Genomic DNA, 20,377 nt, shown 5'->3' with positions numbered 1-20,377 from the left:
CGCAGCGTGTCGCGATAATCCTCGATGTGCTTTTCGTCCGACTGGCAAAAGGTCTGGCCCCATTCAACAAGGCCAACTTTCAGCAGACTTTCGATGACGTCGGCCGGCAGTTCGAAGCCCGTCATTTGCTCCTGGGGTGCTGGTGTGCGAGCCAAAAAAAATGCAGCATCGAGCATGCCGCGCACGACATGACGATCGAAGCTACCCACGGGGCAAGCCCGCCATGCGGCTTCGACCATTTCGTCAGTTATCGCATCCGTCATCACTCCTCATCCTCCCACGTTTCGGCGAACCTGCAATTGGCGGGCATGTCCTCGAACATCGGACGAATTTGCGGACGCCTGTAACCAGCTAGGCCGCAGCCGATGGGCGTGACATAGAAGGTCAGCTCGTCGTGATCTCGAGCGAACTCAAGGAAATCCTCGACGTGTCTCTCGATTTCAGAAAGCGGCAAGGTCTCTAACTTGTGATCCTTGGTAGGAATGCCGTAGGAGCGGCCCTGAAAGCCGATGCCCTGCCCATAGATGGCTCCGTGCTGCTGGACCGCGAAGCGGGCGGCGCCCGCTCCGTGGATACCGGCGAGGTTGGATCCGAACACGAAAATCTCGGTCGCCTCGTTTGACATCATGCCACCGTCCTCCGCGGGCGGTTGTCGTTCACGGACGCCATCGCGTTGGCGATTTGGTTCAGCCGTCCGGCGATGTGTTGGTGTCGGCTGCTCTTGAACGAGGCGTGCCACTCGGACACCCAGCGCAGCCGCTCTGCGGGGATGCCGAGCTTGATGGCGCGCGCGGGTGACAGGTTGGCGATTACCTGCAAGTCGGTCCCGCGATACGGCTTTGGTTGGTATCCGCGCGGGGGCGGTCTTCTTTCCATAGTCAGTCTCCTCAGTGGTGTTGGGTCATGCGGCGAGTTCGAATTCGCCGCCGGTGGTGAGCCGGTATTTTTTGCCGGGCTCGATGCCATTCTCGCCGACGAGCGACGAGCGAACGGCGACCAGCTTAGGCGGCCAGACATTGTCGTCGTAAGCTGCAAGACTGATGGCGCCGCCTTCGTGGGCGGTCGCCGTGGAGTTGCGGCCAACGGCGACCGCGACTGAATTCGCGCCCTTCACGTCCGAGTGCGCCCGGTTGCCGGTGGTGGCCGAGTGCGCCTGGTCGCCGAGGGACAACTCGACACCGATTGTGATCTTGGCTGATGCAATTTTGGAATCGCCGTTTGCATCTCGCGCGATATCTCCGAACGCCTCGGTTAAGGTGTACCGGCTTTTTGCAGGCCCGTAATAGCTCCAAGCGTCCATTGGCATTTCCACCGAATGGAATGCGCCGTCGCCGCAACGGCGTACCGGACGGCCGCCGTTGTCGTAGGTCTTTCCGATTTCATATTGGAACTTCACGCCATCGGGGCTGCAGGACAGGTCTTTGTTGTAGCCCTTATAGGTTACGAGCTTGGCAGCTGGGGTAGCGTCAAGGCGTGCGTCATCATTCTCGGCAGATCTTGCCATAGTTATAAGTCTCCTCAATTGTGGTGTTAGGTGGTTTAGAAGCTGGCTGCGGCGTGCCAGCCAAGCCAAAACAGGATGCCAGCAGCGGTGGCGACCTCAACGGCGCGAAGTCGCAGAACGCTGATGTCGACGACGCAACGCTGAAGCGGCGTCATGGGCGTGACGTGGATGGCGTTCATTCCGGCCTGCCGGGTGTCTGGGCCAACGCGCAACGGGCGAACACCTCGAACGTGCCGCCGCGCTCTACGGTCAGGCGAGCCGCTTCGTCGACCGCGCCTTCAAAGGTCTCGTGCTCAAACGGAATGCCGCCCGCGAACCGGCGCGGCGCTGTCTCAATCCGGCCGGTCGTCGCGCCGCGTTTGAATACGAAATAGCCCGCACCGATAGATTCCTTCGGGCGAGCATGGGGGAAATTAGGCCAACGACGGCGCATGGGACGGCCATGCTTTTTCGCCTTATGATCCGGGCGCGGCATGGGCTCGTCGCTATGGGCCGCGACAGGCAGGTCATCGACGCTGTCGTCGAGATGGGATGGAATGATGTAGGCGTCTGGTTGTCTGAACATATCGGTCTCCTCGGTGGTGGGGTGTCCGGCCAGATCGGCTCTTGTGGGAGCTTCTTCGTGGGCGGTGAGGAGATCTATATGTACGTTACGTCAAATTGTCAAACACAAAACGTACACAAGTTTGCCTGGTTGTATTTTTTAACTGATTCGCAACAAACGACTCGACTCTTTAATCGCAACCTGCTTGTTATGTGAACATAACGAGAACATGGGAGAAAGGTAATGTCGAGTGCTCCGATTAGTCATCCTGACGCAATGCGGCTCGTCGTCGAGCTGGCGCGAGTTTATGTTGCGTGTGATGATTGCGGGCACTCAAGGCTGCTCTACCGCTCGAACCTGCGAAAGGTTAATGAGATAGGCGTAGCTAATTACATGCAGCTGTGCAGAAAAATAAGGTGCGGAGAGTGCCCTAAGCGCCCCTTAATGCAGCGTAATCTGACAATCATTCCTACATGGATAGAGCGTGGCGAAGCTCAAACCGCATGAAATACGATCTTGTGTACAGAGAAGACGTCTTCGTTGTCAAAAACCATCTCGTGGCTTTCGTCCTCGTCAGGATTGTGCTGCCACAGGCGAAGAACTTTTGAAGATTGCGAGCGAAACTCTTTAATATAGCTTTCTGTTGGCTGGTCCTCGCCGTCGGTCAGCAGCTGCACGACGACGTCGTCTTTGGCGCGAACGGGCTCGTGTGGGTTGATCCAGACCGTTTCGCCGGCCTTAAAGCGTGGCTCCATGGATGTTCCGAAGACGCGCACTGCATACGCCCCTTCAACTCCCTCCAGCATTGGTGGGCAAAAGACTCGGCCGACTTCGCTTCCATTCAGGATGAAGCGCCCATTTGGACCGCCGGTAGTCTGCCCTAGGAGAGGCAGGGTCGATTCAGTATTGAACGATTGGTAAATCGGAGGGAAGCTCGCGTTTGGCCTCGGACGCTGAAGTCGGACAATATTCGATGTCGGCTTCGTCTCTTCTGCAGAATAGAGATCGTGCGCTAGGAGATGCGATACCGGCACCTTGAATGCGACAGCATACTTCTCAGCAAAATCGGAGTCGAAGCGACGCCGACCTAACTCGTGGCTGGCGTAGGTGCTTGGACTCCAGCTTGTAAACCGATTGAGGGCATCTGATCGCCTGCTGAAGCCGGCGGCGATCCGCGCCTCCACAAGACGTTGAGCCATAATCGCCGTCACTTCGTCAGTCGAAATTGGTTTTTTCATATTGTGTGGCATGTAGCAAAAATTAATTGTACAATGTGTGAAAAAATAATTTGCATAACGTACATGAATCGCCTATTGGTCTTTTCGTCAACGACGCACAGGGGCGCCGCTGAAGGGGTCCTTCACGGAGGACCGAGAATGCCAAGACTACCGAACGAGGATAGAGACACAATTAGAACCAGGCCTGCGCGGGAACGCGGGCCACCATTAGCCGACCCAAGACGGTGACATCAATTTTTGAGAGGGCGGATTATGTATCAGGACAAACAAGGTGAGAGAAGAAGACGCGCGCCGCGAGGCGCGGTGGATAGAAGAAGAGCGTGGCCTGCGAGAGGGCCGCCATAGGCCCGCGAGAAAGGACGGGCCGCTTTCCAGAACGCCGCAAGCGGCGCTGTGGAAAGTTAGCTAGGGTAGGGTGGCGGCCAGAAAGGCGGCGAAACTCAAAACGGCCTCGCCGCCATCCTCCCCGACCGAACGCAAGTGGTGTGGCCAGGACGACGGCGATACCCACGAACATGGCGCCGCACCACTTGCAACCCATGCCCGAGAGGGCGCTGACCGGCCATTAACCCAACGAAATCCAGCGGAAACGCGCCGGTCAGCAGAAATTGAGAGTGTGGCCAGAGCGCCCGCGAAAACCATAACAGCGCCGCCCCGCTCTCAGCCTTATTGCTTGTTGTTGCCAATGGCAACGCGCAACCCATTCCGCGTTCGCAGCGGCAAGCAACCCAACAACCCGATGGCGCCAAGCGGCGACACGGCCAGAAATACGAACGGCGCGGCCATCATTCACGTGGTGTCCATCGAGAAGCCGCCGCGCCGTTCGTGATTAAATTGAGAGGGGTGGCCAGGAAGTCGCCGCAACCCAAACCGCGAGAGCCGCCTCTCTCAATCCCACTCCGCCGCGAGGCGGGCTGATCGGCCACGAACCTTACGCAGCCCAGTAGATGTTCGCCGATCAGCAAACATTGTGACGACGGTGGCCAGGGAATTGTCGCGGTCCGTGGGAAAGACGCCACCGTCGTCGCAACCCGAATTGCAGGTGGATGCCAAAGGGACACCGCAACCCAGTCACCAAGCGCCGCCACCCGCAACACCAATACCTGCCAAGCCAACCGTCCCACGCAACCCATTGAAATCGCGCCCGGCAGGCCACCCCACCAAGAGGAGACCACTATGACAGCAACAAGACCACAAGGCGCGAGATCCGAAAACCTGCATTCCACATGCCTTCGCATGTACGATGAGGCTGGCCGCGATAGCGGCAAAGCAATTGAGCTTGTGATCGCACAACTCCGCAAGCGCCCGGCGCTGCATGAAGAAGCCTGGCGGGAAGCCGCAGCAGCAATCGTTGGCGCCATTTCTCGATCCGACCGTCAGCGCGTCTTGCGCGGCGAAGATATCGGCTCGGTCCAAATTGTCGACGAGGCCGCAAACGACCCGCTTCCATCTACTGTTGTGCCGTTCGTCGAACAGAGCGCCGCATCAAAGGCCGCTAGCAATGCCCGAGCCCGCCGTTTTGGCGCGGTGCTGACGGGGCTTTACCTCACCAAATTTAAAGACGGCCAAGGCGGCGAAGTGCTGCTCGGTCAGGCCAAGCCCGAAGAGCTCGCGCCCGCTATCGCCCATTATCTCGGCCAGGGTGCCACTATGGTTCGCACCGGCCGCTGGCTCTCTGCTATCGCATCTGCAGCGAAGCCCGGCGTTCCCATTCACAAGTCATTGTCGCTCAAGCGGATCGAGGAGTTGCAGCGCAAGGCGCTGGCCTCGGAAGTCTAGGTTTGGGCTTTGAATTGCTCGATGGATGGCCACTTGTAGCGCGCAACCCAACGAATACACGCCAGTCATCGAGCAAATCCTTTGCAGGTGGAATGGCCTGGAGAAGAACGCAGCCCCTGCGGTTGTTGCCACCCATCTGCAACCTGTTTGAAGTGGTGCGGCTATGGGCCAAGCGCAACCCACATCCACACCGCCGCGCCACTTCATCCCTATCGCCTGCACGGCAGGCAACGAGCAGGCGCCATCGACGCCACGTGCACCTTTCATGCGCCGTGCCCGCTCGCAACCAACCCCAGAAGGCGCGGCCATTGGCGGAGTGCAACCCATCGGTTATCTGCCGCGCCTTCTGGACCCCAAACCACCACGCCGAAGCCCGCAACCCATTGGCTCGGCACATAAGAGGAGACCACCATGTATCTGAATACCGAACTTGCAACTCCGCCCGTAACAATGCCCGCCGCGCCATTCAAAACGTCGGGCATCTATACCGAGGCGATTGAAGATATCATTGAGTACTATCGCCTACGCCAGGACATGGTGAAGGCCAGAACCAAATTGATCTTGCAGGCGCAGGCTTCGTTGCGCAGGCATTTCGATGGCGACAAGGAGCAGGCCGCAGCCACTTTCGCTGCGGCATCAAAAGACGAAGAGCACGAATACTACGGCGCAATTTCGCCCTACCTTATGTCGCTCAAGATCCTCGACGACCAGCAAGGCAGGTACGAAAAGGAGCTCGTTCGTGCCGTCAAGAAGCTGCCGGTCTTCGAATGGGTGAAGTCTATCAAGGGACTTGGCGACGTGTCGGCCGCCTGTATCATTGGCGAGTGCAGCGGATATCACCGCGAAACAGGTGAGTTTTACAGCCTGGGCGACTTCAAGTCTGTTTCGGCCGTCTGGAAACGTATGGGATTGGCCGTCATCGGCGGTGAACGCCAGCGCCGTAAGGCTGGAGACGAAGCGCTGCTTCACGCGTACTCGCCGACCCGGCGTTCACTGATGTGGAATGTCGGAAACTCGATTATCCTCGGTATGGGCAAATTCCGTCCGCTGTTCGGCGAAGTCATCGACGACAACACGGAATACACGACGCTGCAAAAGGTCTTTGCGAATCGCGCCCGTTATGAGGCAGAACGCCTGCCGCACAAGACCGGTGAAGCCATCAAGGAATCGAAAACCGGCAAAGACAGCTATACCGCCCACGCCGCAAATCGGGCGAAGCGATACACCGAAAAGCGCCTCTTGCGGATGATGTTCGCCGAATGGCGCCGGTGCATGGGGTGAAGGAATTGTGGGGCGTGGCCACGGCACCATCGAAACCCAGCTAACGGGCGCCTAACCCCGCAAACACCCCAAAAAACAAAACGGGGCGTTAACAGCCCGGCACCACCCGTAGCCCGCCCCGTTTAAGACCTGGCATCAACGGTCACCACAACCTCCGCCAGCTCATTGAGGAGACCTTGCGGCCTCAACGCAAGATCTATGTCTTGGCGTTTAAGATGTCAAGATTTCACTTGCGTATAGAGTTTGCGACCGCCAGGGTCGCGACATCCATCCACCAAGTTGGATACACCACAGAGGAGATTTTATGAGACCAAAGTTGATCCCTGACGGGATGCTAATGCGCATCCGTGCCCGCAAGTCTGAGGGAGCATCGTTTCAGACGCTCGCCCACGAGTTCGGCTTCGGAAAGACAACTATCCTTGAGGCCATTAACGGCCGCAAGCCGCCGCGGCCCGTCGCTGACAACGACAACTATCCTGACCGCATCACCGTCATGTCGCCGCGGAACGGCGGCTGCTCGACGACTTCGGGCCTTATGCCTGTGACGCTCAAACGCATACCGACCATCGACGGCCATGCCAGGGTGGCAGCATGAATATGTGCGACGAATGCGAAGGCGTCTTCTTCGACTATGGCGACCAGGTTCGCCTGACGTCCAATCATCTCGTTACCGGCCAGATCATCGGCGAGCGCTCTTGGGGCCGTGAATATCAGGTGCGCCTCGTCGGCGTGCTCCAACCGGTCTGGTACGAATTCATCGAGCTTGAGCCAGATCCGGAATTCGACAACAGCGGCAGCGCCGCAAAGCCGCCGGCGGATGCACCGTCCGCAGACATCATCGATTTGGCGGCTGTTCGTGCCGCGGGGAGGGCTTGAACATGGGCAAGTTTAAGGTTGACGACCGGGTCATTGCAAAGGGGCGTGGCGGTGTAGTGGGAGAGCACGAAGGCGTGGTTTCGGCTTTCGACGATTATTCCGTGCTTGTGGAGTTTGGCGACGGATGGGCGGGCGGCCATGACGGCAGCCTCGGCGATAAAGTACAAAACCGGTGGTTTTTTTCACCCTCAGTGATTCGACATGCGCCTCTAAAAATAGAGAAAGGCAAATTTTACAAGACGCGCGATGGCCAGAAAATCGGGCCGATGTATAAGTTCAACGGCGACACCTGGGCGGCCGAAGGCAGTGGGCGCCTTTGGATCGATACCGGCGAACGATATTATCGGATAGATCGAGGAGGACCTACGGACCTTGTGTCCGAATGGACCGAGCCCAAAGTCAACGTTGCCGCCCAGTCCGACACCCTGTCTGACGAATACGGACGCGGCTCTGCCAGCACACCGTCGGCGAGCAATGACAACGTTGCCAAGCCGAAGTTCAAGGTTGGGGATTGGGTCAAGTGGCCAGGCAACGGTTGGCTTCGTTATTACGAAGTGGCCCACATTGAAGGAGATTCCTTCTGGATCGACTCCTTTGGCATTCCGATGCGTTACAGTCTGTCTAGCTGCGATTGGCTGGTGCGGTCGGCGGCGTCCCATGGTGTCGACCCCACCGCAATCGTTGCCCTCATCGAGGACGGCCAGCCTAAGCCTGCGGCACGACCGTACATCCACAACACCGTGGGGGCTGCCACCGCCGAGGCCAACCGCCTTGCCGCCAAGCACAAGGGCCAGGAGTTCGGCGTCTACGTGCTGAACGGTACGTTCCAGGTGCCCAAGCCGACTTATGACCATGAGTGGCAGCGCCTAGCTGCCGCAGGCCAGAAGGTCAATGCGATCAAGGAGCTTCGCGCCATTACGGGACTGGGGTTGGCCACGGCAAAAAACGCCGTCGAAGACTGGGCCGCGCGAGCCGCCTAACGCCACCAAAATCACAAACCACCACCAAACCTCTTGCGCTATGCGCAAGAGGTCAGAGGAGGCTTTATGTCTGTTTTTATCAAGAGCGCAGCATGACCAAAGACGCAGACCTCACCGGCCCGCCGCTCGACTATGTCCCGGTCTCGCGGCTTGACGCCACGCCCATCCCAACTAAACCGTTTCGATTCAAGCCGCCGACCCTTCGCCGTAGCATTTATGCGGCCGGCTGCGCGGCTGCATTCGTTGCTGCCTTGGTTTCGTCCCCAGCGGTCGTGCTCTTCATGATCTTCGCGCTGATCGGTTGGTGGCTGCTTTGCAAGCTGTTCGACCCCGACTGACGCGCAAGCCGCGCTGCAACGACGTGCACCTGGTCGTCGCTTACGCCGCCTTCCTTTTCATCCTCGCCTTTCTGCAATGAGGAGAGCTACATGGCTATCTCTTGGGATAAGCTTGAAGACACATCAGATACCGACCCGCCCGTTGTAACCATCTATGGCGGGGCGAAACTCGGCAAAACCACCCTCGCGTCGGAGTGGCCCGCGCCTTATTACTGCCGGACCAGCGAGGGCGAAAGGCAGTCCGCTGGCTCGCCCATGAAGTCCTTCGGCGTTTCCGACGTTTACCAGGACGTCATCGACCAGATGGAATTCATGCTGCAGGCCGAGCACGACCGGCGCACCTTCGTTCTTGACGCACTTGATGGCCTCGAGACGATGATCAACGCAGAGGCTTGCGCACGCAACGACTGGCCCGACATCGAGGCGCCAGGCTTCGGCAAGGGCTATGCCGCCGCACATGCCGTGTGGCTGGAATTCATTGCCAAGGTGCTCGAGCTTAAGAAAGCTGGCTTCTATGTGGTGCTCATTGCTCACGTTAAAGCCAAGACTGTTCCGGGCATCACCACGGACAGCTATCCGCGTTACAACCTCAACCTGCGCGACGATTCATCGTCGGCCATCTGCGCCGCATCGGACCTTATTGGCTTTCTGCACCAGCCGGTGTCGATCAAGAAGGAAGATCTCGGCTTCAAGAAGACTGCCAACCGCGGGCAGGGCGGTGGCGACGTCTCCATCGCTGTGCAGGAGAGGCCAGGTTACGTCGCCGGCAACCGGTATTCCATCCCCAAGCCGACGCTGCCTTTCAAACAGGGCAAGGGCTTCGACATCCTCAACCAGTACTTCCCGCCGCAGCCGGACGTCGTGACAGAGGCGCCCGCGGAAGAAGAGGATGCGGCCTGATGTGTGTCGTGTCGATGGTTGGCGACCACTTCGCTGATAAGACGCGCGGCCCTTGGGCACCATACTTCCCGCAGCCGTGGGAGGTGGACCCCGCGCCAGCACGGCCCCGCATTCCCTTCAACCTAAAGCCCGACATCACCCGCGATGAGTTCGACGCCCTCAAGCGTGACGTGCAGGAAATGAAGGAACTCCTGAAACGGGCGAAGAAGTACGACGAGGACAACCACGAGCCTCACTGCGAGGTCGAAGAGAAGATGGAGCTTTTGCGCGCCATCGCCAAGCTCGTCGGCATTGACCTGTCCGATGTCATCGGTCCTTCGCGGGAGCTGGCTTGATGTTCCGCGGTGAATCCTGGTTCGCCTGGTTCCCGGTCAAGGCCCGCACTCGCGGCGGACGGCTCATCTGGGTTTGGCTCACCAATGTCTGGCGTGACCAGACATCCACGCCCTTCGGTAGCGTGCCTTATCGCTACTACCTGCTCTAAACCACACCACAAGGAGACCATGCATGGCCAAACTCGGATTTGATTACGAGGTGGACTTCGAGAATACCGACAAACAGGGCGGTGGCGGGCTCATCCCGCACAGCTATTGCCGCATCTGGGCGGAGGCGATCGAGCTCAAGCCTACGAACGACACGAAGGGCTATCAGGCCGAAATCACCTTCGAGGTGCAGGAGCCGGAAGACCTGAAGGGCAAGAAGTTTTGGGCATACTGGACCATCGTCCATGCCGACGGCTTCAATCACGGCCAGTACAAATACGGCAAGCCGCAGTTCGACCGCCTGGGCCGCGCCGTCGATGTGAATATCACCGGCGACACCGATACCGACGAATTGCTGTTCAAGTCGTTCGTCGCAGAAATCGAGATCCAAGAAGGCGGCCCGAAGGCTGACGGCTCGGGCAACTACAAAGACAAAAACCAGATCGCTCGCTTCTTCTTCGAAGACGCCGCAGCGAAAGAACCCGTGCCGCAACTCGGCTTGATCGGCGACGGCACTGCGAAACGCCCACCGTTTAAGAGCGGCGCGGCAAGAACGCCTGCCAACGACAACCGGCCCGCTGCGGCAAGACCGGCGCCCGCTGCTGCGGCGGGAGGTGCCAAAAAGAACCCGTGGAGCAAGTAACCACGCCGTATGCGGGCCGTTACCAGCGGCCCGCCTCACCACAAGAGGAGACTTAAATGTTGAAACGGATTGCTGCAGCTGCGATTGGCGCTGCTCTGATGCTGACTGGCTGCACAAATGACGCCGATGTAGCGTCGCACAATCTTTCGAAGGCGGCTGACAACTTCGAAATCACCCGCCGCGTCGTGTTCTATAACGGAATTACCGGCGGCTACATGCTGAGCATCGAGGGCCTTTGTTCGCTCGGCAATAACGATCCTGCTCGCCAAGTCACGATCACCTGCAAGACTGGGCCGTCCTCATACAAGAAACACTTCCTCGGCCTGTCCGACAACGTGACCTTCTTCGTCGAGCAGTTGGAACCCGCCAAGGCCAGCGCCTACCACTATCGCGTCACTTTCAAGCCGCAGTCCATCTTGCCGGACATCGATTTCCGCGGCGACGCCGGCGAACTTCTTTCGGGAGGTGAGTGATGCGAGACCTAATGATCGATATTGAAACCCTTGGCACGAAACCGGGAAGCGTGATTCTTAGCATCGGAGCAGTTACTTTCGACGCCCTGACCGGAGAATTCGGAGAAGAATTTTACGCTTCCATCAATCCAGCGAGCGCCACGAAGGCAGGTCTGACCATCGATGCTGCAACCGTTCAATGGTGGATGGAACAATCGGAAGAGGCTCGTCGATCGGCATTTGCCGGCGACCGCCAGGTTGGCGGAGTACTAGCAGAATTCTCCACATATGTTCGACGTACGTGTGCGGATCGCGTGTGGGCGAAACCTCCATCGTTTGATTTAGTTTTGATTGAATCGGCATTTCAAGCTTGTGGAATGGAAACGCCCTGGCATTACCGATCGCCTAGGGACTGCCGTACACTCTTTGACCTCACGGGCACCACGCAGCCAAGCGTTGGCATCGCCCACAACGCTCTTGATGATGCGAAAGCGCAGGCAATGGGCGTGATCGAGGCATATGGCCGTTTCGGACCGCAAGCCTAACCTACCGCGCCGGCTCACCACCGGCGCCATTCCCACCACAAGAGGAGACATCATGCAGCTTTCCATAAAGCGCGCAGACCTTGCGCGCGCCGTCACTGCTGTCGGCAGAGCGGTCGAGGCGCGAAACACCGTCCCGGTCCTGTCCATGCTGCGCCTGTCGGCTGACGGCGATTGCCTGACACTGCGAGGTACCGATCTGGATGTCGAAGTTACCGCTTCGGCCGCCGCTTCGGTTCACGCAGCCGGGGAGACTTGCGTCAACGCCAAGCTTTTGGCGGACATCGCAAAGAAGGCGGGCAACGACGACGTCAGCTTGACGCTTGAGGGCGACCAGCTAATCGTCAAGTCAGGCAGGTCGCGCTTTTCACTTGCAACGTTGCCAGCATCGGACTTCCCCGATTTAACAGCCGGCACATACAACGCCACCTTTGACATTGATCTCGCCGCCCTGTTCGCGCCGGTTCAATTTGCGATTTCAACCGAGGAAACGCGCTACTATCTAAATGGCATCTTCTTCAAGGGGGAGTTCGACAAGACCATCGCAGTGGCGACGGACGGTCATCGTCTTTCGCGGCATCACGTTGCGGCCAGTGCCGAGTTCGCAGGCATCATCGTGCCGCGAAAGATTGTTGGGCTGTTGCCGAAGGGCTCGGTGACGGTGTCCGTGTCGGACAGCAAGATCCGTGTTGAAGCAGGTGATTTGGTCATCGTCAGCAAGCTGATCGACGGGACGTTCCCTGACTACAATCGCGTCATTCCGACGGCCAACGACAAGATCATCACTGTCGACCGCGACGAGATCATGAAAGCCGCAGACCGCGTCTCCACGATCTCATCTGAGCGTGGTCGGGCTGTGCGTTTCAGCATCGCGCCGGGCGCTATCAGCCTGTCTGTCAACAACCCGGAATCGGGCAGCGCCAGCGATGAAATCGCCGCGGAATACGGCGGCGAACCTCTCGATATTGGGTTCAACAGCCAGTACATCCGCGATCTTTTCTCAGTCGTGCCGGCTGGCCCGGTCAAGTTGGCGCTTCTCGATGGCGGCGCGCCGGGCGTTATCACGTCGGCGGGTTTTGATGGTTGGACCGGCGTCCTGATGCCTATGAGGGTCTGACCATGGAAGACCTGCAAGCCTACTTCGCCAAGGCTTTGCGCGCTCAAGTTGGCTTTGTCCCTGCTGCTCCGGCGGCAGGGCTCTGGCGGCCGGCCGATCAAGCCGAAGCCGAAAAGTTTGAGCGTGATTGGTGCCGTCATTGCATCCACGACAAGGCTGAAGACTGGGAAGATGAATTCGGCAACCACGTTCCGGGCTGCTGCGTCATCCTGGATTGCGGGATGACGGGGAATTCAGTCGAGGAGTGGGTGACACGTGACGGGCTGGCCGCGTGCCTGGCTTTCGAGCAGGACGCACGCTTCCCGGCTCGATGCTTGAAAACGATGGAGATGTTTTGATGGCCCTAACTCGCCTGACCAAAGAACTCGCCGTCAACAAGGATCTGGTCGCCAGCGTCCACTGGGACCGCTTGTACACTTCCACGGCATTGGTGGTCACGATGCAGGATGGAACGGCTCACCGCATCACGCACACCGGCGGCTACACGGGCGGCGACGATTGCTATGAAATCGAAAGGAGGCTGCTCGATGCGTGACATGACAGAAATCCCAATCGCCGCCGCGAAGCGGATCGCCGATGAGTACGGGTATGATCAGATCGTGATTTACGCTCGTCGCTGCCACGACAGCCCTGAGCCCCATGGCGAGCACATGACGACCTACGGGCGTACCCCAGAGCATTGCAGCGTCGCCGCCCGCATGGGTGCAACTCTGCAACGTTTCATGGGGTGGACTGTCTAATGGTCCCAATCCCCAAGCCCACATCCAGCACCTTGCTCGAAATTCAAGCCGCGCTCGAGGCGGGACATGACGACTGGGAATCCGTCGGCGTGCCAGCCGGCGACATTGGCCTTGAATGCGACAGGCAGATCTGGCTTTCGTTTCGGCGAGCCTCGCCAGGGGAGCGCATCGACTGGCAAAAGCGGCGGATCTTCGAGCGCGGCAACATCGAAGAAGAGCGATTAATTGACCTCTTGCGGCTGGTCGGATGTGAGGTGTGGGGGCAGCAGGACAGGGTTCGCGCCGCTGGCGGGCACCTCCGCGGCAAGATCGACGGCCGCGCTCTCGGTATCGTCGAGGCGCCGAAGACTGAGCACATTGTGGAGTGCAAATCTGCAAAGCAGGAAGTTTTCCGCGTCGTCAAGAATAAGGGCGTAAAGGCCGGCAAGCCAGATCACTACGCCACGTTTCAATTCTACATGTTCGGCCTGGGCGTCGATCGCGTCTACTACATGATGAGCAACAAGAACGACGAGGATCTGCACCTCGAGCGGGTCGAATACGACGCCGCATTTGCCATCAGAGCGGTGGCCCGCATTGAACGCATCATCAACATGCCCGAGCCGCCCGTGCGGCTTTGCAAGAAAAGAGACGACTTCCGCGGGCGGTTCTGCCGCCAGGCTGCGGTGTGTTGGGGCGAGCAAATGCCGCGCGCCCACTGCAGAACATGCATCCACAGCACGCCGTTGATGACAGGCAATGCCGCATGGGATTGCGCGCGATGGCATCAACCGCTCTCGCTCGACGACCAAGCAGCCGGATGCCCGGCCCACCTTTTCATCCCGACGACGCTTGCCGGGCTCGAAATGATCAACGCCGATGAAGCCAGCGAGACCATTACCTACCGCTTGCCCAACGGCGAGCTTTGGGTGGACGGCGCCGCTACCGACAACACTCCGGCCGCCGACCAAGCAGCCTGACACCACATCGAAAGAGGAGACCGACATGTTTGCTGACCTCGGGCAGCAAGGCGGAGCCGTGCCCTTCTATGACCTCACCGCAATGCGCCTCGATATCGCCAGAGCTCATCAGGTTCTTGCTGGCGACATGACGGCGTTAGAGCGCGCCTTCATCTGGGCGCGGACGCCGCAAGGCGCCGACTACTGGCACAGACAGGCAAGCGGGCTCGACCACGATGCCCGATCAACAATCGCCTTCATGATCGCGCAGTCGATCGAATTTGAAATTCTCCAAGGGAGGGCAGCAGCATGACCCCGGCCAACGATAACCGTCCTGCAGAATTCGATGCGCGCCTGCTAGGCTACATGCCGCACCTAAAGCGGCTCGCCTCCCGCCTGTGCAACAATACCGACGAGCGCGAAGAACTGGTGCAGGAATCACTCGCATATATCCTGCTCCACTGGAAAAGCTTCCGCCCAGACGGTGGCTTTTACAACTGGATCACCTTGTGCATGCGCCACAAAGCCCAGGACAAACGCCGGCGCGAGGCGAAGCGCAAAACGCGCATCACGTTCGTTGACGATGAGGAGTCGATGGTGTCGGCAAGCTACTTGCCGAACCAAATCGAACGCCTCGAGCTTTTGCAGACGCTGGAACAACTGGACGCCAACCGTCATGGCGAAGTCGTCTTGCGCCGGGCGATGGGTGATGGCTTGCGCGAGATCGCAGAAAAGTATGGCGTTTCAAAAGAGCGTATACGCCAGCGCGAGGAACTGGGCCGGCGGGCGTTGCAGGACGCGGCGTGATGCTTGAACTCCGCGACTACCAGCGGGCATCGATTAATGCTCTCTACGAATACTGGGGGAAGGGCGGCGGCAACGGTCTTATCGTGCTGCCGACTGGCGCCGGCAAGGCGCTGGTCATTGCCAAGATTATCGAGGAACTACTCTCCGACTATCCCAGCATGCGTATCCTCAACGTCACGCATGCCGCCAATCTTGTCGGACAGAACTACAAGGAATTCGTCGGGTTGCTTCCGTTCGCGCCCGCGGGGATCTATTCGGCTGGCTTGAAGCGGCGCGACGCGTCGGCGCAGGTGCTTTTCTGCGGCATCCAGTCCGTATGGAACAAGGTGGCGCAGATTGGCGAAATCGACCTGGTCATTGTTGATGAAGCGCATGCGATCAGCCGGAATTCCGACACGCAGTACGGAAAATTCTTCGAAGCGGTTCGTGAAGCCAATCCGGACAGCCGCGTTTGCGGGACGACCGCTACAGATTACCGGATGGATTCCGGTCGCCTGACGGAAGGCGACGACCGACTATTCGATGACGTCGTCTACGAGATCGGCATTGGCGATCTAATGGAGCAAGGATATCTCACCCGCCTAACCAGCCAGAAAACTGCAGCGAAGATAAATTTGAAGGGCATCGGCACCCGTGGTGGCGATTACATCCCAGGGCAGGTGGCCGAAGCGGCAGAACACATCATCGAGGAGGCGATCGCCGAAGACATGATTGCATCCGCCGACAGGCGGGCGGGGTTATTCTTCTGCACCAGCAAGGAAAATGCGATCCACATACGCGACGCGATCCGGCGACACGGCCGGACCTGCGAAGCATTGACCAGCGATAACGCTCACGAGATGGACCGCATATTCACGGCGTTTAAGGCCGGGGAGTTGTGGTCGATCGTGTCGGTCAACATGATTACCACCGGCACGAATTTCCCCTTCGTCGACTTCATATCGCTGCTGATCAGCACGAAGTCGGCCGGAAAGCTGGTGCAGATTCTTGGCCGCGGCACCCGCAACTCACCGGGCAAGACCGACTGCCTGGTGGCCGACCATGGACGGAATCTCGCGTATCATGGGCCGATTGATCAGATTCGGCCGCGCGAGCCGGGCAAAGGTCTTGGCGAGCAGCCGAAGAAGCTGTGCCCACCCGATGCGCCGGACATAAATGGTCAGTGCGGGTGTGGTGAGCTTATTCCGATTTCGATCATGACGTGTCAGTGCTGCGGCTACGTCTTCCCACCAAATGAGGAAGAGAAGATCACGGCCAAGGCCGACATTACGCCGGTGCTCTCAACCGAAAAGCCTTGGCATGTAGTTTCGGCAAGGTCGTTCTTCCATCACCCAGGCAAGCCCGGCAAGCCGGACAGTGTCAAGGTCAGCTACCTCGTCGGCATGAAGCAGGTGAATGAGTGGGTCTGCTGTGCCCACACCGGATATCCGAAATCAAAAGCCGATCGGTGGTGGATGATGCACGGCGGAAAGCGCCCGTTCCCGCGCGATGTTTTGGAGTTCCTGGAGCGGCAAGCTGAATTGATGGATACTACCGAGATCCAGCTGAACTACGAGCGGGATCCCAAGTATCCCGATATCATGGCGCACCGCGTCGGGGTTGCTGCTGCCAATGACAACCGCGAACCGCCCGCGAACGACAACGTCGATTGGCGCGCCCAGATGGACGACGACATCCCATTTTAGCGGTTGACGTCTGAGTTTGCGACCGGCGTAGTCGCCAACATGCAGCGCCTACCATGCGTCGCCACCACAAGAGGAGATATCATGACCTTCAAGATTTATGGTCAACATGACGACAAAACCATCGGGCAGATGGAAACGTGCATGAACACCGGCAGTGCTGCCGCAGGCGTGTTGTGCGCTGACGGACACCTGGGCTACGCGCATCCGATCGGTGGCGTAGTGGGCTACACCGACCACATCAGCATCAGCGGCGTGGGTTTCGACATCGCTTGCGGCAACATGGCAGTCCGCCTCGATACGCCTTATGCCGATATCGCGCCGCGCATCGGTGAGATACTCCAGGATATCTCCCGCGTCGTTTCGTTCGGAGTCGGTCGTAAAAATGATGAGCGTGTCGAGCATGAGATTTTTGAGAGCGACCTTTGGGACGCTGCCGAGGTCGCAGACCTGAAATCGATGGCGCAAGCTCAACTGGGCACTGTCGGCTCGGGCAATCACTATGTCGATATCTTCGAGGGCGACGACGGCGCCACGTGGATCGGCGTGCACTTTGGCTCTCGCGGGCTCGGCCACAAGATTACGACAAAGTACCTCGCGCTCGCTGGCGCCAAAGATGGAATGGAAGTGCCGCCGGCACTGCTTCCTGCAGACAGCGATACGGGGCGAGGCTATCTAGCGGGCATAGAACTTGGTGGTCTCTACGCCTACGCTGGCCGTGAGTGGGTGGTTGAGCGTGTCCGTCAAATCATTGGCGGCGCTGTCACGTTCAGTGTTCACAACCACCACAATTTTGCCTGGCACGAGAACCATGGCGGAATCGACATGTGGGTGGTTCGCAAAGGCGCAACGCCGGCATTCCCAGGCCAGTATGGTTTCGTCGGTGGCTCCATGGGCGATGACGCCGTCATCTTGCGCGGCGTTGACACGCCGGAGTCGGCAGCATCATTGTACTCCACCGTGCACGGCGCCGGTCGTGTGATGTCGCGAACCGAAGCTCGCGGCAAGTTTGTGAAGGTGGACGGGAAGAAGATCCGCCAGCCTGGCAAAGTGCGCCACGATGAGTGGCAGCGGTGGATTCGCGACAAAGGTGTCACCGTGCTTGGCAGCGACCTCGACGAAGCACCGCAGGCCTACCGACGCCTGCCTGAGGTTCTCGCCGCTCACGCAGGCACGATCTCGATCGAGCACGTCCTGAAGCCTCGCGGCGTCATCATGGCGGGCAGCAACGAATTCGATCCCTACAAGGACTGAGCCATAAATCGCGGGTAGCAACCGCGTAATCAGCAGAGCGAGACCCTTGCCGGTATAGCCTCGTCGGAGGCGTCGTTAGCGGTGCGGTAGGGCTCACTGGCCCGCTCGTAAGAGCCTGTCAGTAAGGGAATAAAACGAGGCGTCACGGCACGCCTATCGCCTGCAAGCCGGGGATTGCTGCCGGCACTCTGACCACCGCCACAAAGAGGAGACATCATGCCCGCACAAAGACGCGCGCCTGCCGACAACTTCGACCCTATGGCCGTTAACCTGCCGCCCAGGGACCACAACCAGCCGCCGGCCAACGACGACCAGCCCAGCGCCTTTGACCTGATTAAAAAGGAAATCGAAGACCTCTTCGAGGAAGCCACCAACTGGTGCGACGGCGAGCCCATTTCCAGCCAGGAAATGCATGATGCCGTCGAGAAGCTCTACGATGTGCTGCATGATGCAGGCAAGCGTGCCGACACGCTGCGCGTTGCTGAGAAGAAGCCGCTCGACGACAAGATCGCCGCTATCCAAGCCGCCTACAACCCGCTGATCCAAGCCAAGCGCGGCAAGGTTGATCTCGGCAAGTCCGAGCTTGGCAAGCTGCTCGCGGTCTGGCGCAAAAAGGTCGCCGATGAAAAGGCCGCTGAGGCCGCCGCCAAGGCCGCTGAAGCTGCTGCTGCGGCACAGGCTGCGCAAGAAGCAATCCGCGCGTCAGCGGGCAACCTCGCGGCGCGCGTCGATGCCGAGGAGCAACTGGCCCACGCCGCCACCCTGCAGAAGCAGGCGAAGCGCGCCGACAAGGCGGCGACGACCGGTCTCGGGCTGCGGACAGTCTGGTCGGCAAAGCTGGTGGACGAGGAAGCTGCGATGGAGTGGTGCTGGGCGCGCGCCAAGGCGGAGTTGCTGGCCGTTGCGCAGCGCAATGCCGATGAGCTTGTTCGCGGTGGCGCTCGTGCCGTGCCGGGGTTCCAGGTTGTTGATGAGAAGGTGGCGGCGTGAGCGGCGGGTATTGCTACGGCGAACCGGAGCCGAAAGAGGCCTGCCCGTACTGCGGCGCGGAGTGTGACGCTGATTTCGTTGATGTCGGGGTCGGCTACACACAATGCGGCCCGTATCACTGCGAGAAGTGTGGCGCGTCTGAAATCGGCCCCTACGACGAGAGAAGAACGTTGTCTGACGGCGAGCGTCGCACTGGTTGGTATGCGCCCGGCCGCGAGCCCGGCTCTTCCGCCAACGTCATTGGCGGCAAGGTTGTCGGTCATCATGAAGCATTGGGCGCCTATCAGTCGGAGTTCACCGGCAATCCGCTTTATGAGGTGCCGGGGTACGTCGACGAGTGGTGGGCGAAGCAGAGGTCCGTTGGATGACCGACACCTACAAACCCGATCAAGAGACTTTCCTGCGAGACGTTGCGGACCACAAGATCACTGGCCACATCATCGACGGCGTTTATCGCCACATCACGTTCAGCCGGCCTGGTTCGTCGGTCTACCGCTTCCACATCACGACGTGGCCCGGCTATCTCTGCATCAGCGGCGACATGGGCTCTTTCGTGTTCTCGCGCCTGACAGACATGTTCGAGTTCTTCCGCGATAAGTGGATCAACCCTTGCTACTGGGCAGAGAAAATCCAGGCGACCAACAAGCATGGCGGCCACCTCAAGTTCAGCGAGGACCGATTGAAGGAAGCCGTCGCCGAAGACTTTAAGCAATGGCATTTCGAGTCCGATGAGCAGAAGGCAGCCGCGTGGAAGGAGATCGACGACGAATGGGACGGTCTTTTCTACAATGCGTGCGGCAGTGATCACCACCATGCCGTTCGCGAGGTCATGGACTGGAAGTGCCCGATCACCGGCCAGCGCTTCGTGTACTTCTACGAGCACGACCTGGAGGACTACACCTACCACTACATTTGGTGCTGTCGGGCGATCCTGTGGGGGATTCAACAGTTTGATGCAGGTCGCGCCGCCATCGAAGCGGCGAACGATAACGGCGAGATGAGGGAGGTCGCATGAACCGAGCAGCGAAAAGAAGACCCACAACCACCCCACCCGCCCGAGCCGAGACGCCGACGGTGCAACTCGAAATCGCAGCCATGTGGCTTCACGAGGCCACCATGCGGCTGACCGAGCTGAAGCATATGGACTTGTCGATGGATCTGACGCGCGTCGGGCATGATTGCGAAGCGATGGCGAGGAGGGTGTGATGGCAACCGAGAAGCAAATGATCGGTGGCGGCCTCGGCGTACTGCCCGTAACGCCGGTCAAGTGCGTTATGTGCAACGGCAGCG

General features: G+C 59.2%; 32 protein-coding genes. 25 read left to right on the top strand and 7 right to left on the bottom strand.

What is annotated here, in order from left to right:
* From DEM27_RS33760 to DEM27_RS31810, 7 genes are all read right to left on the bottom strand, one after another.
* Nucleotides 1–263 (bottom strand): hypothetical protein (locus DEM27_RS33760; RefSeq protein ID WP_133251705.1); only part of this gene is annotated, 263 nt, incomplete at its 3' end.
* Nucleotides 263–628 carry an A1S_2505 family phage non-structural protein gene (locus DEM27_RS31840; protein WP_109462257.1) on the bottom strand — a complete coding sequence of 122 codons (366 nt, stop codon included), beginning with the start codon at nucleotides 626–628 and terminating at the stop codon, nucleotides 263–265. The genes DEM27_RS31840 and DEM27_RS33760, both read right to left, overlap by 1 nt.
* Complete coding sequence (locus DEM27_RS31835) at nucleotides 625–876, bottom strand: hypothetical protein (protein WP_109462256.1); 252 nt, start codon at nucleotides 874–876, stop codon at nucleotides 625–627. Before DEM27_RS31835 ends, DEM27_RS31840 begins: the two co-directional genes overlap by 4 nt.
* A gap of 25 nt (nucleotides 877–901) precedes the next feature.
* Nucleotides 902–1,504 carry a DUF7666 domain-containing protein gene (locus tag DEM27_RS31830; protein ID WP_109462255.1) on the bottom strand — a complete coding sequence of 201 codons (603 nt, stop codon included), beginning with the start codon at nucleotides 1,502–1,504 and terminating at the stop codon, nucleotides 902–904.
* A gap of 35 nt (nucleotides 1,505–1,539) precedes the next feature.
* Entirely contained in the window at nucleotides 1,540–1,683 is a 144-nt protein-coding gene (locus tag DEM27_RS34285; protein ID WP_165823710.1) for a hypothetical protein, read from the bottom strand.
* Nucleotides 1,680–2,069, bottom strand: coding sequence for a hypothetical protein (locus tag DEM27_RS31825; protein ID WP_205909004.1), 390 nt, complete (start codon nucleotides 2,067–2,069; stop codon nucleotides 1,680–1,682). Before DEM27_RS31825 ends, DEM27_RS34285 begins: the two co-directional genes overlap by 4 nt.
* A 473-nt stretch (nucleotides 2,070–2,542) precedes the next feature.
* The gene (locus tag DEM27_RS31810; protein ID WP_245446262.1) at nucleotides 2,543–3,286 is read right to left on the bottom strand and encodes an XRE family transcriptional regulator; all 744 of its coding nucleotides are present in this window, start codon (nucleotides 3,284–3,286) and stop codon (nucleotides 2,543–2,545) included.
* 1,176 nt (nucleotides 3,287–4,462) lie between these two features.
* Between DEM27_RS31810 and DEM27_RS31805 the strand changes: the two genes are divergently transcribed.
* The 25 genes from DEM27_RS31805 (at nucleotide 4,463) to DEM27_RS31690 (ending at nucleotide 20,293) form a co-directional block, all read left to right on the top strand.
* The gene (locus DEM27_RS31805) at nucleotides 4,463–5,065 is read left to right on the top strand and encodes a hypothetical protein (protein WP_128755614.1); all 603 of its coding nucleotides are present in this window, start codon (nucleotides 4,463–4,465) and stop codon (nucleotides 5,063–5,065) included.
* 411 nt (nucleotides 5,066–5,476) lie between these two features.
* The gene (locus DEM27_RS31800) at nucleotides 5,477–6,346 is read left to right on the top strand and encodes a hypothetical protein (RefSeq protein WP_109462249.1); all 870 of its coding nucleotides are present in this window, start codon (nucleotides 5,477–5,479) and stop codon (nucleotides 6,344–6,346) included.
* 337 nt (nucleotides 6,347–6,683) lie between these two features.
* Nucleotides 6,684–6,941, top strand: coding sequence for a hypothetical protein (locus DEM27_RS31795; protein WP_128755613.1), 258 nt, complete (start codon nucleotides 6,684–6,686; stop codon nucleotides 6,939–6,941).
* Nucleotides 6,938–7,222, top strand: coding sequence for a hypothetical protein (locus tag DEM27_RS31790; RefSeq protein ID WP_337250489.1), 285 nt, complete (start codon nucleotides 6,938–6,940; stop codon nucleotides 7,220–7,222). The genes DEM27_RS31795 and DEM27_RS31790 overlap by 4 nt, the downstream gene beginning before the upstream one ends.
* A 2-nt stretch (nucleotides 7,223–7,224) precedes the next feature.
* Nucleotides 7,225–8,202 (top strand): ribosomal protein L7/L12, encoded by a 978-nt coding sequence (locus DEM27_RS34485; RefSeq protein WP_205909003.1) that lies wholly within the window; start codon nucleotides 7,225–7,227, stop codon nucleotides 8,200–8,202.
* A gap of 92 nt (nucleotides 8,203–8,294) precedes the next feature.
* Nucleotides 8,295–8,540 (top strand): hypothetical protein, encoded by a 246-nt coding sequence (locus DEM27_RS31780; RefSeq protein ID WP_109462246.1) that lies wholly within the window; start codon nucleotides 8,295–8,297, stop codon nucleotides 8,538–8,540.
* A 90-nt stretch (nucleotides 8,541–8,630) separates the two neighbouring features.
* A complete protein-coding gene (locus DEM27_RS31775; protein WP_109462245.1) occupies nucleotides 8,631–9,440 on the top strand; it encodes an ATP-binding protein in 810 nt (269 codons plus the stop codon).
* Nucleotides 9,440–9,775 (top strand): hypothetical protein, encoded by a 336-nt coding sequence (locus DEM27_RS31770; RefSeq protein ID WP_109462244.1) that lies wholly within the window; start codon nucleotides 9,440–9,442, stop codon nucleotides 9,773–9,775. The genes DEM27_RS31775 and DEM27_RS31770 overlap by 1 nt, the downstream gene beginning before the upstream one ends.
* Nucleotides 9,775–9,924 carry a hypothetical protein gene (locus DEM27_RS34280; RefSeq protein WP_165823709.1) on the top strand — a complete coding sequence of 50 codons (150 nt, stop codon included), beginning with the start codon at nucleotides 9,775–9,777 and terminating at the stop codon, nucleotides 9,922–9,924. Before DEM27_RS31770 ends, DEM27_RS34280 begins: the two co-directional genes overlap by 1 nt.
* A 23-nt stretch (nucleotides 9,925–9,947) precedes the next feature.
* Nucleotides 9,948–10,565, top strand: coding sequence for a hypothetical protein (locus tag DEM27_RS31765; protein ID WP_109462243.1), 618 nt, complete (start codon nucleotides 9,948–9,950; stop codon nucleotides 10,563–10,565).
* A 56-nt stretch (nucleotides 10,566–10,621) separates the two neighbouring features.
* Nucleotides 10,622–11,038: a beta-sandwich lipoprotein gene (locus DEM27_RS31760; protein ID WP_109462242.1), complete on the top strand. Its 417-nt coding sequence runs from the start codon at nucleotides 10,622–10,624 to the stop codon at nucleotides 11,036–11,038.
* 11 nt (nucleotides 11,039–11,049) lie between these two features.
* Entirely contained in the window at nucleotides 11,050–11,562 is a 513-nt protein-coding gene (locus DEM27_RS31755) for a 3'-5' exonuclease (RefSeq protein WP_165823708.1), read from the top strand.
* Between the two features lie 52 nt (nucleotides 11,563–11,614).
* Entirely contained in the window at nucleotides 11,615–12,676 is a 1,062-nt protein-coding gene (gene dnaN, locus DEM27_RS31750; RefSeq protein WP_109462240.1) for a DNA polymerase III subunit beta, read from the top strand.
* Nucleotides 12,677–12,678: 2 nt separating this feature from the next.
* Complete coding sequence (locus DEM27_RS31745; RefSeq protein WP_109462239.1) at nucleotides 12,679–13,014, top strand: hypothetical protein; 336 nt, start codon at nucleotides 12,679–12,681, stop codon at nucleotides 13,012–13,014.
* Nucleotides 13,014–13,211: a hypothetical protein gene (locus DEM27_RS31740; protein WP_109462238.1), complete on the top strand. Its 198-nt coding sequence runs from the start codon at nucleotides 13,014–13,016 to the stop codon at nucleotides 13,209–13,211. The genes DEM27_RS31745 and DEM27_RS31740 overlap by 1 nt, the downstream gene beginning before the upstream one ends.
* Nucleotides 13,204–13,416: a hypothetical protein gene (locus DEM27_RS31735; protein WP_109462237.1), complete on the top strand. Its 213-nt coding sequence runs from the start codon at nucleotides 13,204–13,206 to the stop codon at nucleotides 13,414–13,416. Before DEM27_RS31740 ends, DEM27_RS31735 begins: the two co-directional genes overlap by 8 nt.
* Nucleotides 13,416–14,375: a PD-(D/E)XK nuclease family protein gene (locus DEM27_RS31730; protein WP_109462236.1), complete on the top strand. Its 960-nt coding sequence runs from the start codon at nucleotides 13,416–13,418 to the stop codon at nucleotides 14,373–14,375. Before DEM27_RS31735 ends, DEM27_RS31730 begins: the two co-directional genes overlap by 1 nt.
* A 25-nt stretch (nucleotides 14,376–14,400) precedes the next feature.
* A complete protein-coding gene (locus DEM27_RS31725; RefSeq protein ID WP_109462235.1) occupies nucleotides 14,401–14,667 on the top strand; it encodes a hypothetical protein in 267 nt (88 codons plus the stop codon).
* Nucleotides 14,664–15,161, top strand: coding sequence for an RNA polymerase sigma factor (locus DEM27_RS31720; protein WP_109462234.1), 498 nt, complete (start codon nucleotides 14,664–14,666; stop codon nucleotides 15,159–15,161). The genes DEM27_RS31725 and DEM27_RS31720 overlap by 4 nt, the downstream gene beginning before the upstream one ends.
* Complete coding sequence (locus tag DEM27_RS31715) at nucleotides 15,161–16,846, top strand: DEAD/DEAH box helicase (protein ID WP_109462233.1); 1,686 nt, start codon at nucleotides 15,161–15,163, stop codon at nucleotides 16,844–16,846. The genes DEM27_RS31720 and DEM27_RS31715 overlap by 1 nt, the downstream gene beginning before the upstream one ends.
* An 81-nt stretch (nucleotides 16,847–16,927) precedes the next feature.
* On the top strand, nucleotides 16,928–18,097 hold the full coding sequence (locus DEM27_RS31710) for an RtcB family protein (RefSeq protein ID WP_109462232.1): 1,170 nt from the start codon (nucleotides 16,928–16,930) through the stop codon (nucleotides 18,095–18,097).
* Nucleotides 18,098–18,313: 216 nt separating this feature from the next.
* The gene (locus tag DEM27_RS31705) at nucleotides 18,314–19,087 is read left to right on the top strand and encodes a hypothetical protein (RefSeq protein ID WP_109462231.1); all 774 of its coding nucleotides are present in this window, start codon (nucleotides 18,314–18,316) and stop codon (nucleotides 19,085–19,087) included.
* Nucleotides 19,084–19,455 carry a hypothetical protein gene (locus DEM27_RS31700; protein WP_109462230.1) on the top strand — a complete coding sequence of 124 codons (372 nt, stop codon included), beginning with the start codon at nucleotides 19,084–19,086 and terminating at the stop codon, nucleotides 19,453–19,455. Before DEM27_RS31705 ends, DEM27_RS31700 begins: the two co-directional genes overlap by 4 nt.
* Entirely contained in the window at nucleotides 19,452–20,102 is a 651-nt protein-coding gene (locus DEM27_RS31695; RefSeq protein ID WP_109462229.1) for a hypothetical protein, read from the top strand. Before DEM27_RS31700 ends, DEM27_RS31695 begins: the two co-directional genes overlap by 4 nt.
* Complete coding sequence (locus DEM27_RS31690; protein WP_109462228.1) at nucleotides 20,099–20,293, top strand: hypothetical protein; 195 nt, start codon at nucleotides 20,099–20,101, stop codon at nucleotides 20,291–20,293. The genes DEM27_RS31695 and DEM27_RS31690 overlap by 4 nt, the downstream gene beginning before the upstream one ends.
* The last annotated feature ends 84 nt before the right edge of the window (nucleotides 20,294–20,377 follow it).

The sequence above is a fragment of the Rhizobium album genome, from assembly GCF_003122325.1.
GTDB classification, from domain to species: domain Bacteria; phylum Pseudomonadota; class Alphaproteobacteria; order Rhizobiales; family Rhizobiaceae; genus Metarhizobium; species Metarhizobium album.
This window is presented reverse-complemented; position numbering and strand designations above follow the sequence as displayed.

Bases quoted from the DNA above. Each gene is read 5' to 3' on its own strand.
- DEM27_RS31840 (WP_109462257.1), bottom strand. From the start codon at position 628: ATGATGTCAAACGAGGCGACCGAGATTTTCGTGTTCGGATCCAACCTC.
- DEM27_RS31835 (WP_109462256.1), bottom strand. From the start codon at position 876: ATGGAAAGAAGACCGCCCCCGCGCGGATACCAACCAAAGCCGTATCGC.
- DEM27_RS31830 (WP_109462255.1), bottom strand. From the start codon at position 1,504: ATGGCAAGATCTGCCGAGAATGATGACGCACGCCTTGACGCTACCCCA.
- DEM27_RS34285 (WP_165823710.1), bottom strand. From the start codon at position 1,683: ATGAACGCCATCCACGTCACGCCCATGACGCCGCTTCAGCGTTGCGTC.
- DEM27_RS31825 (WP_205909004.1), bottom strand. From the start codon at position 2,069: ATGTTCAGACAACCAGACGCCTACATCATTCCATCCCATCTCGACGAC.
- DEM27_RS31810 (WP_245446262.1), bottom strand. From the start codon at position 3,286: ATGAAAAAACCAATTTCGACTGACGAAGTGACGGCGATTATGGCTCAA.
- DEM27_RS31805 (WP_128755614.1), top strand. From the start codon at position 4,463: ATGACAGCAACAAGACCACAAGGCGCGAGATCCGAAAACCTGCATTCC.
- DEM27_RS31800 (WP_109462249.1), top strand. From the start codon at position 5,477: ATGTATCTGAATACCGAACTTGCAACTCCGCCCGTAACAATGCCCGCC.
- DEM27_RS31795 (WP_128755613.1), top strand. From the start codon at position 6,684: ATGCGCATCCGTGCCCGCAAGTCTGAGGGAGCATCGTTTCAGACGCTC.
- DEM27_RS31790 (WP_337250489.1), top strand. From the start codon at position 6,938: ATGAATATGTGCGACGAATGCGAAGGCGTCTTCTTCGACTATGGCGAC.
- DEM27_RS34485 (WP_205909003.1), top strand. From the start codon at position 7,225: ATGGGCAAGTTTAAGGTTGACGACCGGGTCATTGCAAAGGGGCGTGGC.
- DEM27_RS31780 (WP_109462246.1), top strand. From the start codon at position 8,295: ATGACCAAAGACGCAGACCTCACCGGCCCGCCGCTCGACTATGTCCCG.
- DEM27_RS31775 (WP_109462245.1), top strand. From the start codon at position 8,631: ATGGCTATCTCTTGGGATAAGCTTGAAGACACATCAGATACCGACCCG.
- DEM27_RS31770 (WP_109462244.1), top strand. From the start codon at position 9,440: ATGTGTGTCGTGTCGATGGTTGGCGACCACTTCGCTGATAAGACGCGC.
- DEM27_RS34280 (WP_165823709.1), top strand. From the start codon at position 9,775: ATGTTCCGCGGTGAATCCTGGTTCGCCTGGTTCCCGGTCAAGGCCCGC.
- DEM27_RS31765 (WP_109462243.1), top strand. From the start codon at position 9,948: ATGGCCAAACTCGGATTTGATTACGAGGTGGACTTCGAGAATACCGAC.
- DEM27_RS31760 (WP_109462242.1), top strand. From the start codon at position 10,622: ATGTTGAAACGGATTGCTGCAGCTGCGATTGGCGCTGCTCTGATGCTG.
- DEM27_RS31755 (WP_165823708.1), top strand. From the start codon at position 11,050: ATGATCGATATTGAAACCCTTGGCACGAAACCGGGAAGCGTGATTCTT.
- dnaN (WP_109462240.1), top strand. From the start codon at position 11,615: ATGCAGCTTTCCATAAAGCGCGCAGACCTTGCGCGCGCCGTCACTGCT.
- DEM27_RS31745 (WP_109462239.1), top strand. From the start codon at position 12,679: ATGGAAGACCTGCAAGCCTACTTCGCCAAGGCTTTGCGCGCTCAAGTT.
- DEM27_RS31740 (WP_109462238.1), top strand. From the start codon at position 13,014: ATGGCCCTAACTCGCCTGACCAAAGAACTCGCCGTCAACAAGGATCTG.
- DEM27_RS31735 (WP_109462237.1), top strand. From the start codon at position 13,204: ATGCGTGACATGACAGAAATCCCAATCGCCGCCGCGAAGCGGATCGCC.
- DEM27_RS31730 (WP_109462236.1), top strand. From the start codon at position 13,416: ATGGTCCCAATCCCCAAGCCCACATCCAGCACCTTGCTCGAAATTCAA.
- DEM27_RS31725 (WP_109462235.1), top strand. From the start codon at position 14,401: ATGTTTGCTGACCTCGGGCAGCAAGGCGGAGCCGTGCCCTTCTATGAC.
- DEM27_RS31720 (WP_109462234.1), top strand. From the start codon at position 14,664: ATGACCCCGGCCAACGATAACCGTCCTGCAGAATTCGATGCGCGCCTG.
- DEM27_RS31715 (WP_109462233.1), top strand. From the start codon at position 15,161: ATGCTTGAACTCCGCGACTACCAGCGGGCATCGATTAATGCTCTCTAC.
- DEM27_RS31710 (WP_109462232.1), top strand. From the start codon at position 16,928: ATGACCTTCAAGATTTATGGTCAACATGACGACAAAACCATCGGGCAG.
- DEM27_RS31705 (WP_109462231.1), top strand. From the start codon at position 18,314: ATGCCCGCACAAAGACGCGCGCCTGCCGACAACTTCGACCCTATGGCC.
- DEM27_RS31695 (WP_109462229.1), top strand. From the start codon at position 19,452: ATGACCGACACCTACAAACCCGATCAAGAGACTTTCCTGCGAGACGTT.
- DEM27_RS31690 (WP_109462228.1), top strand. From the start codon at position 20,099: ATGAACCGAGCAGCGAAAAGAAGACCCACAACCACCCCACCCGCCCGA.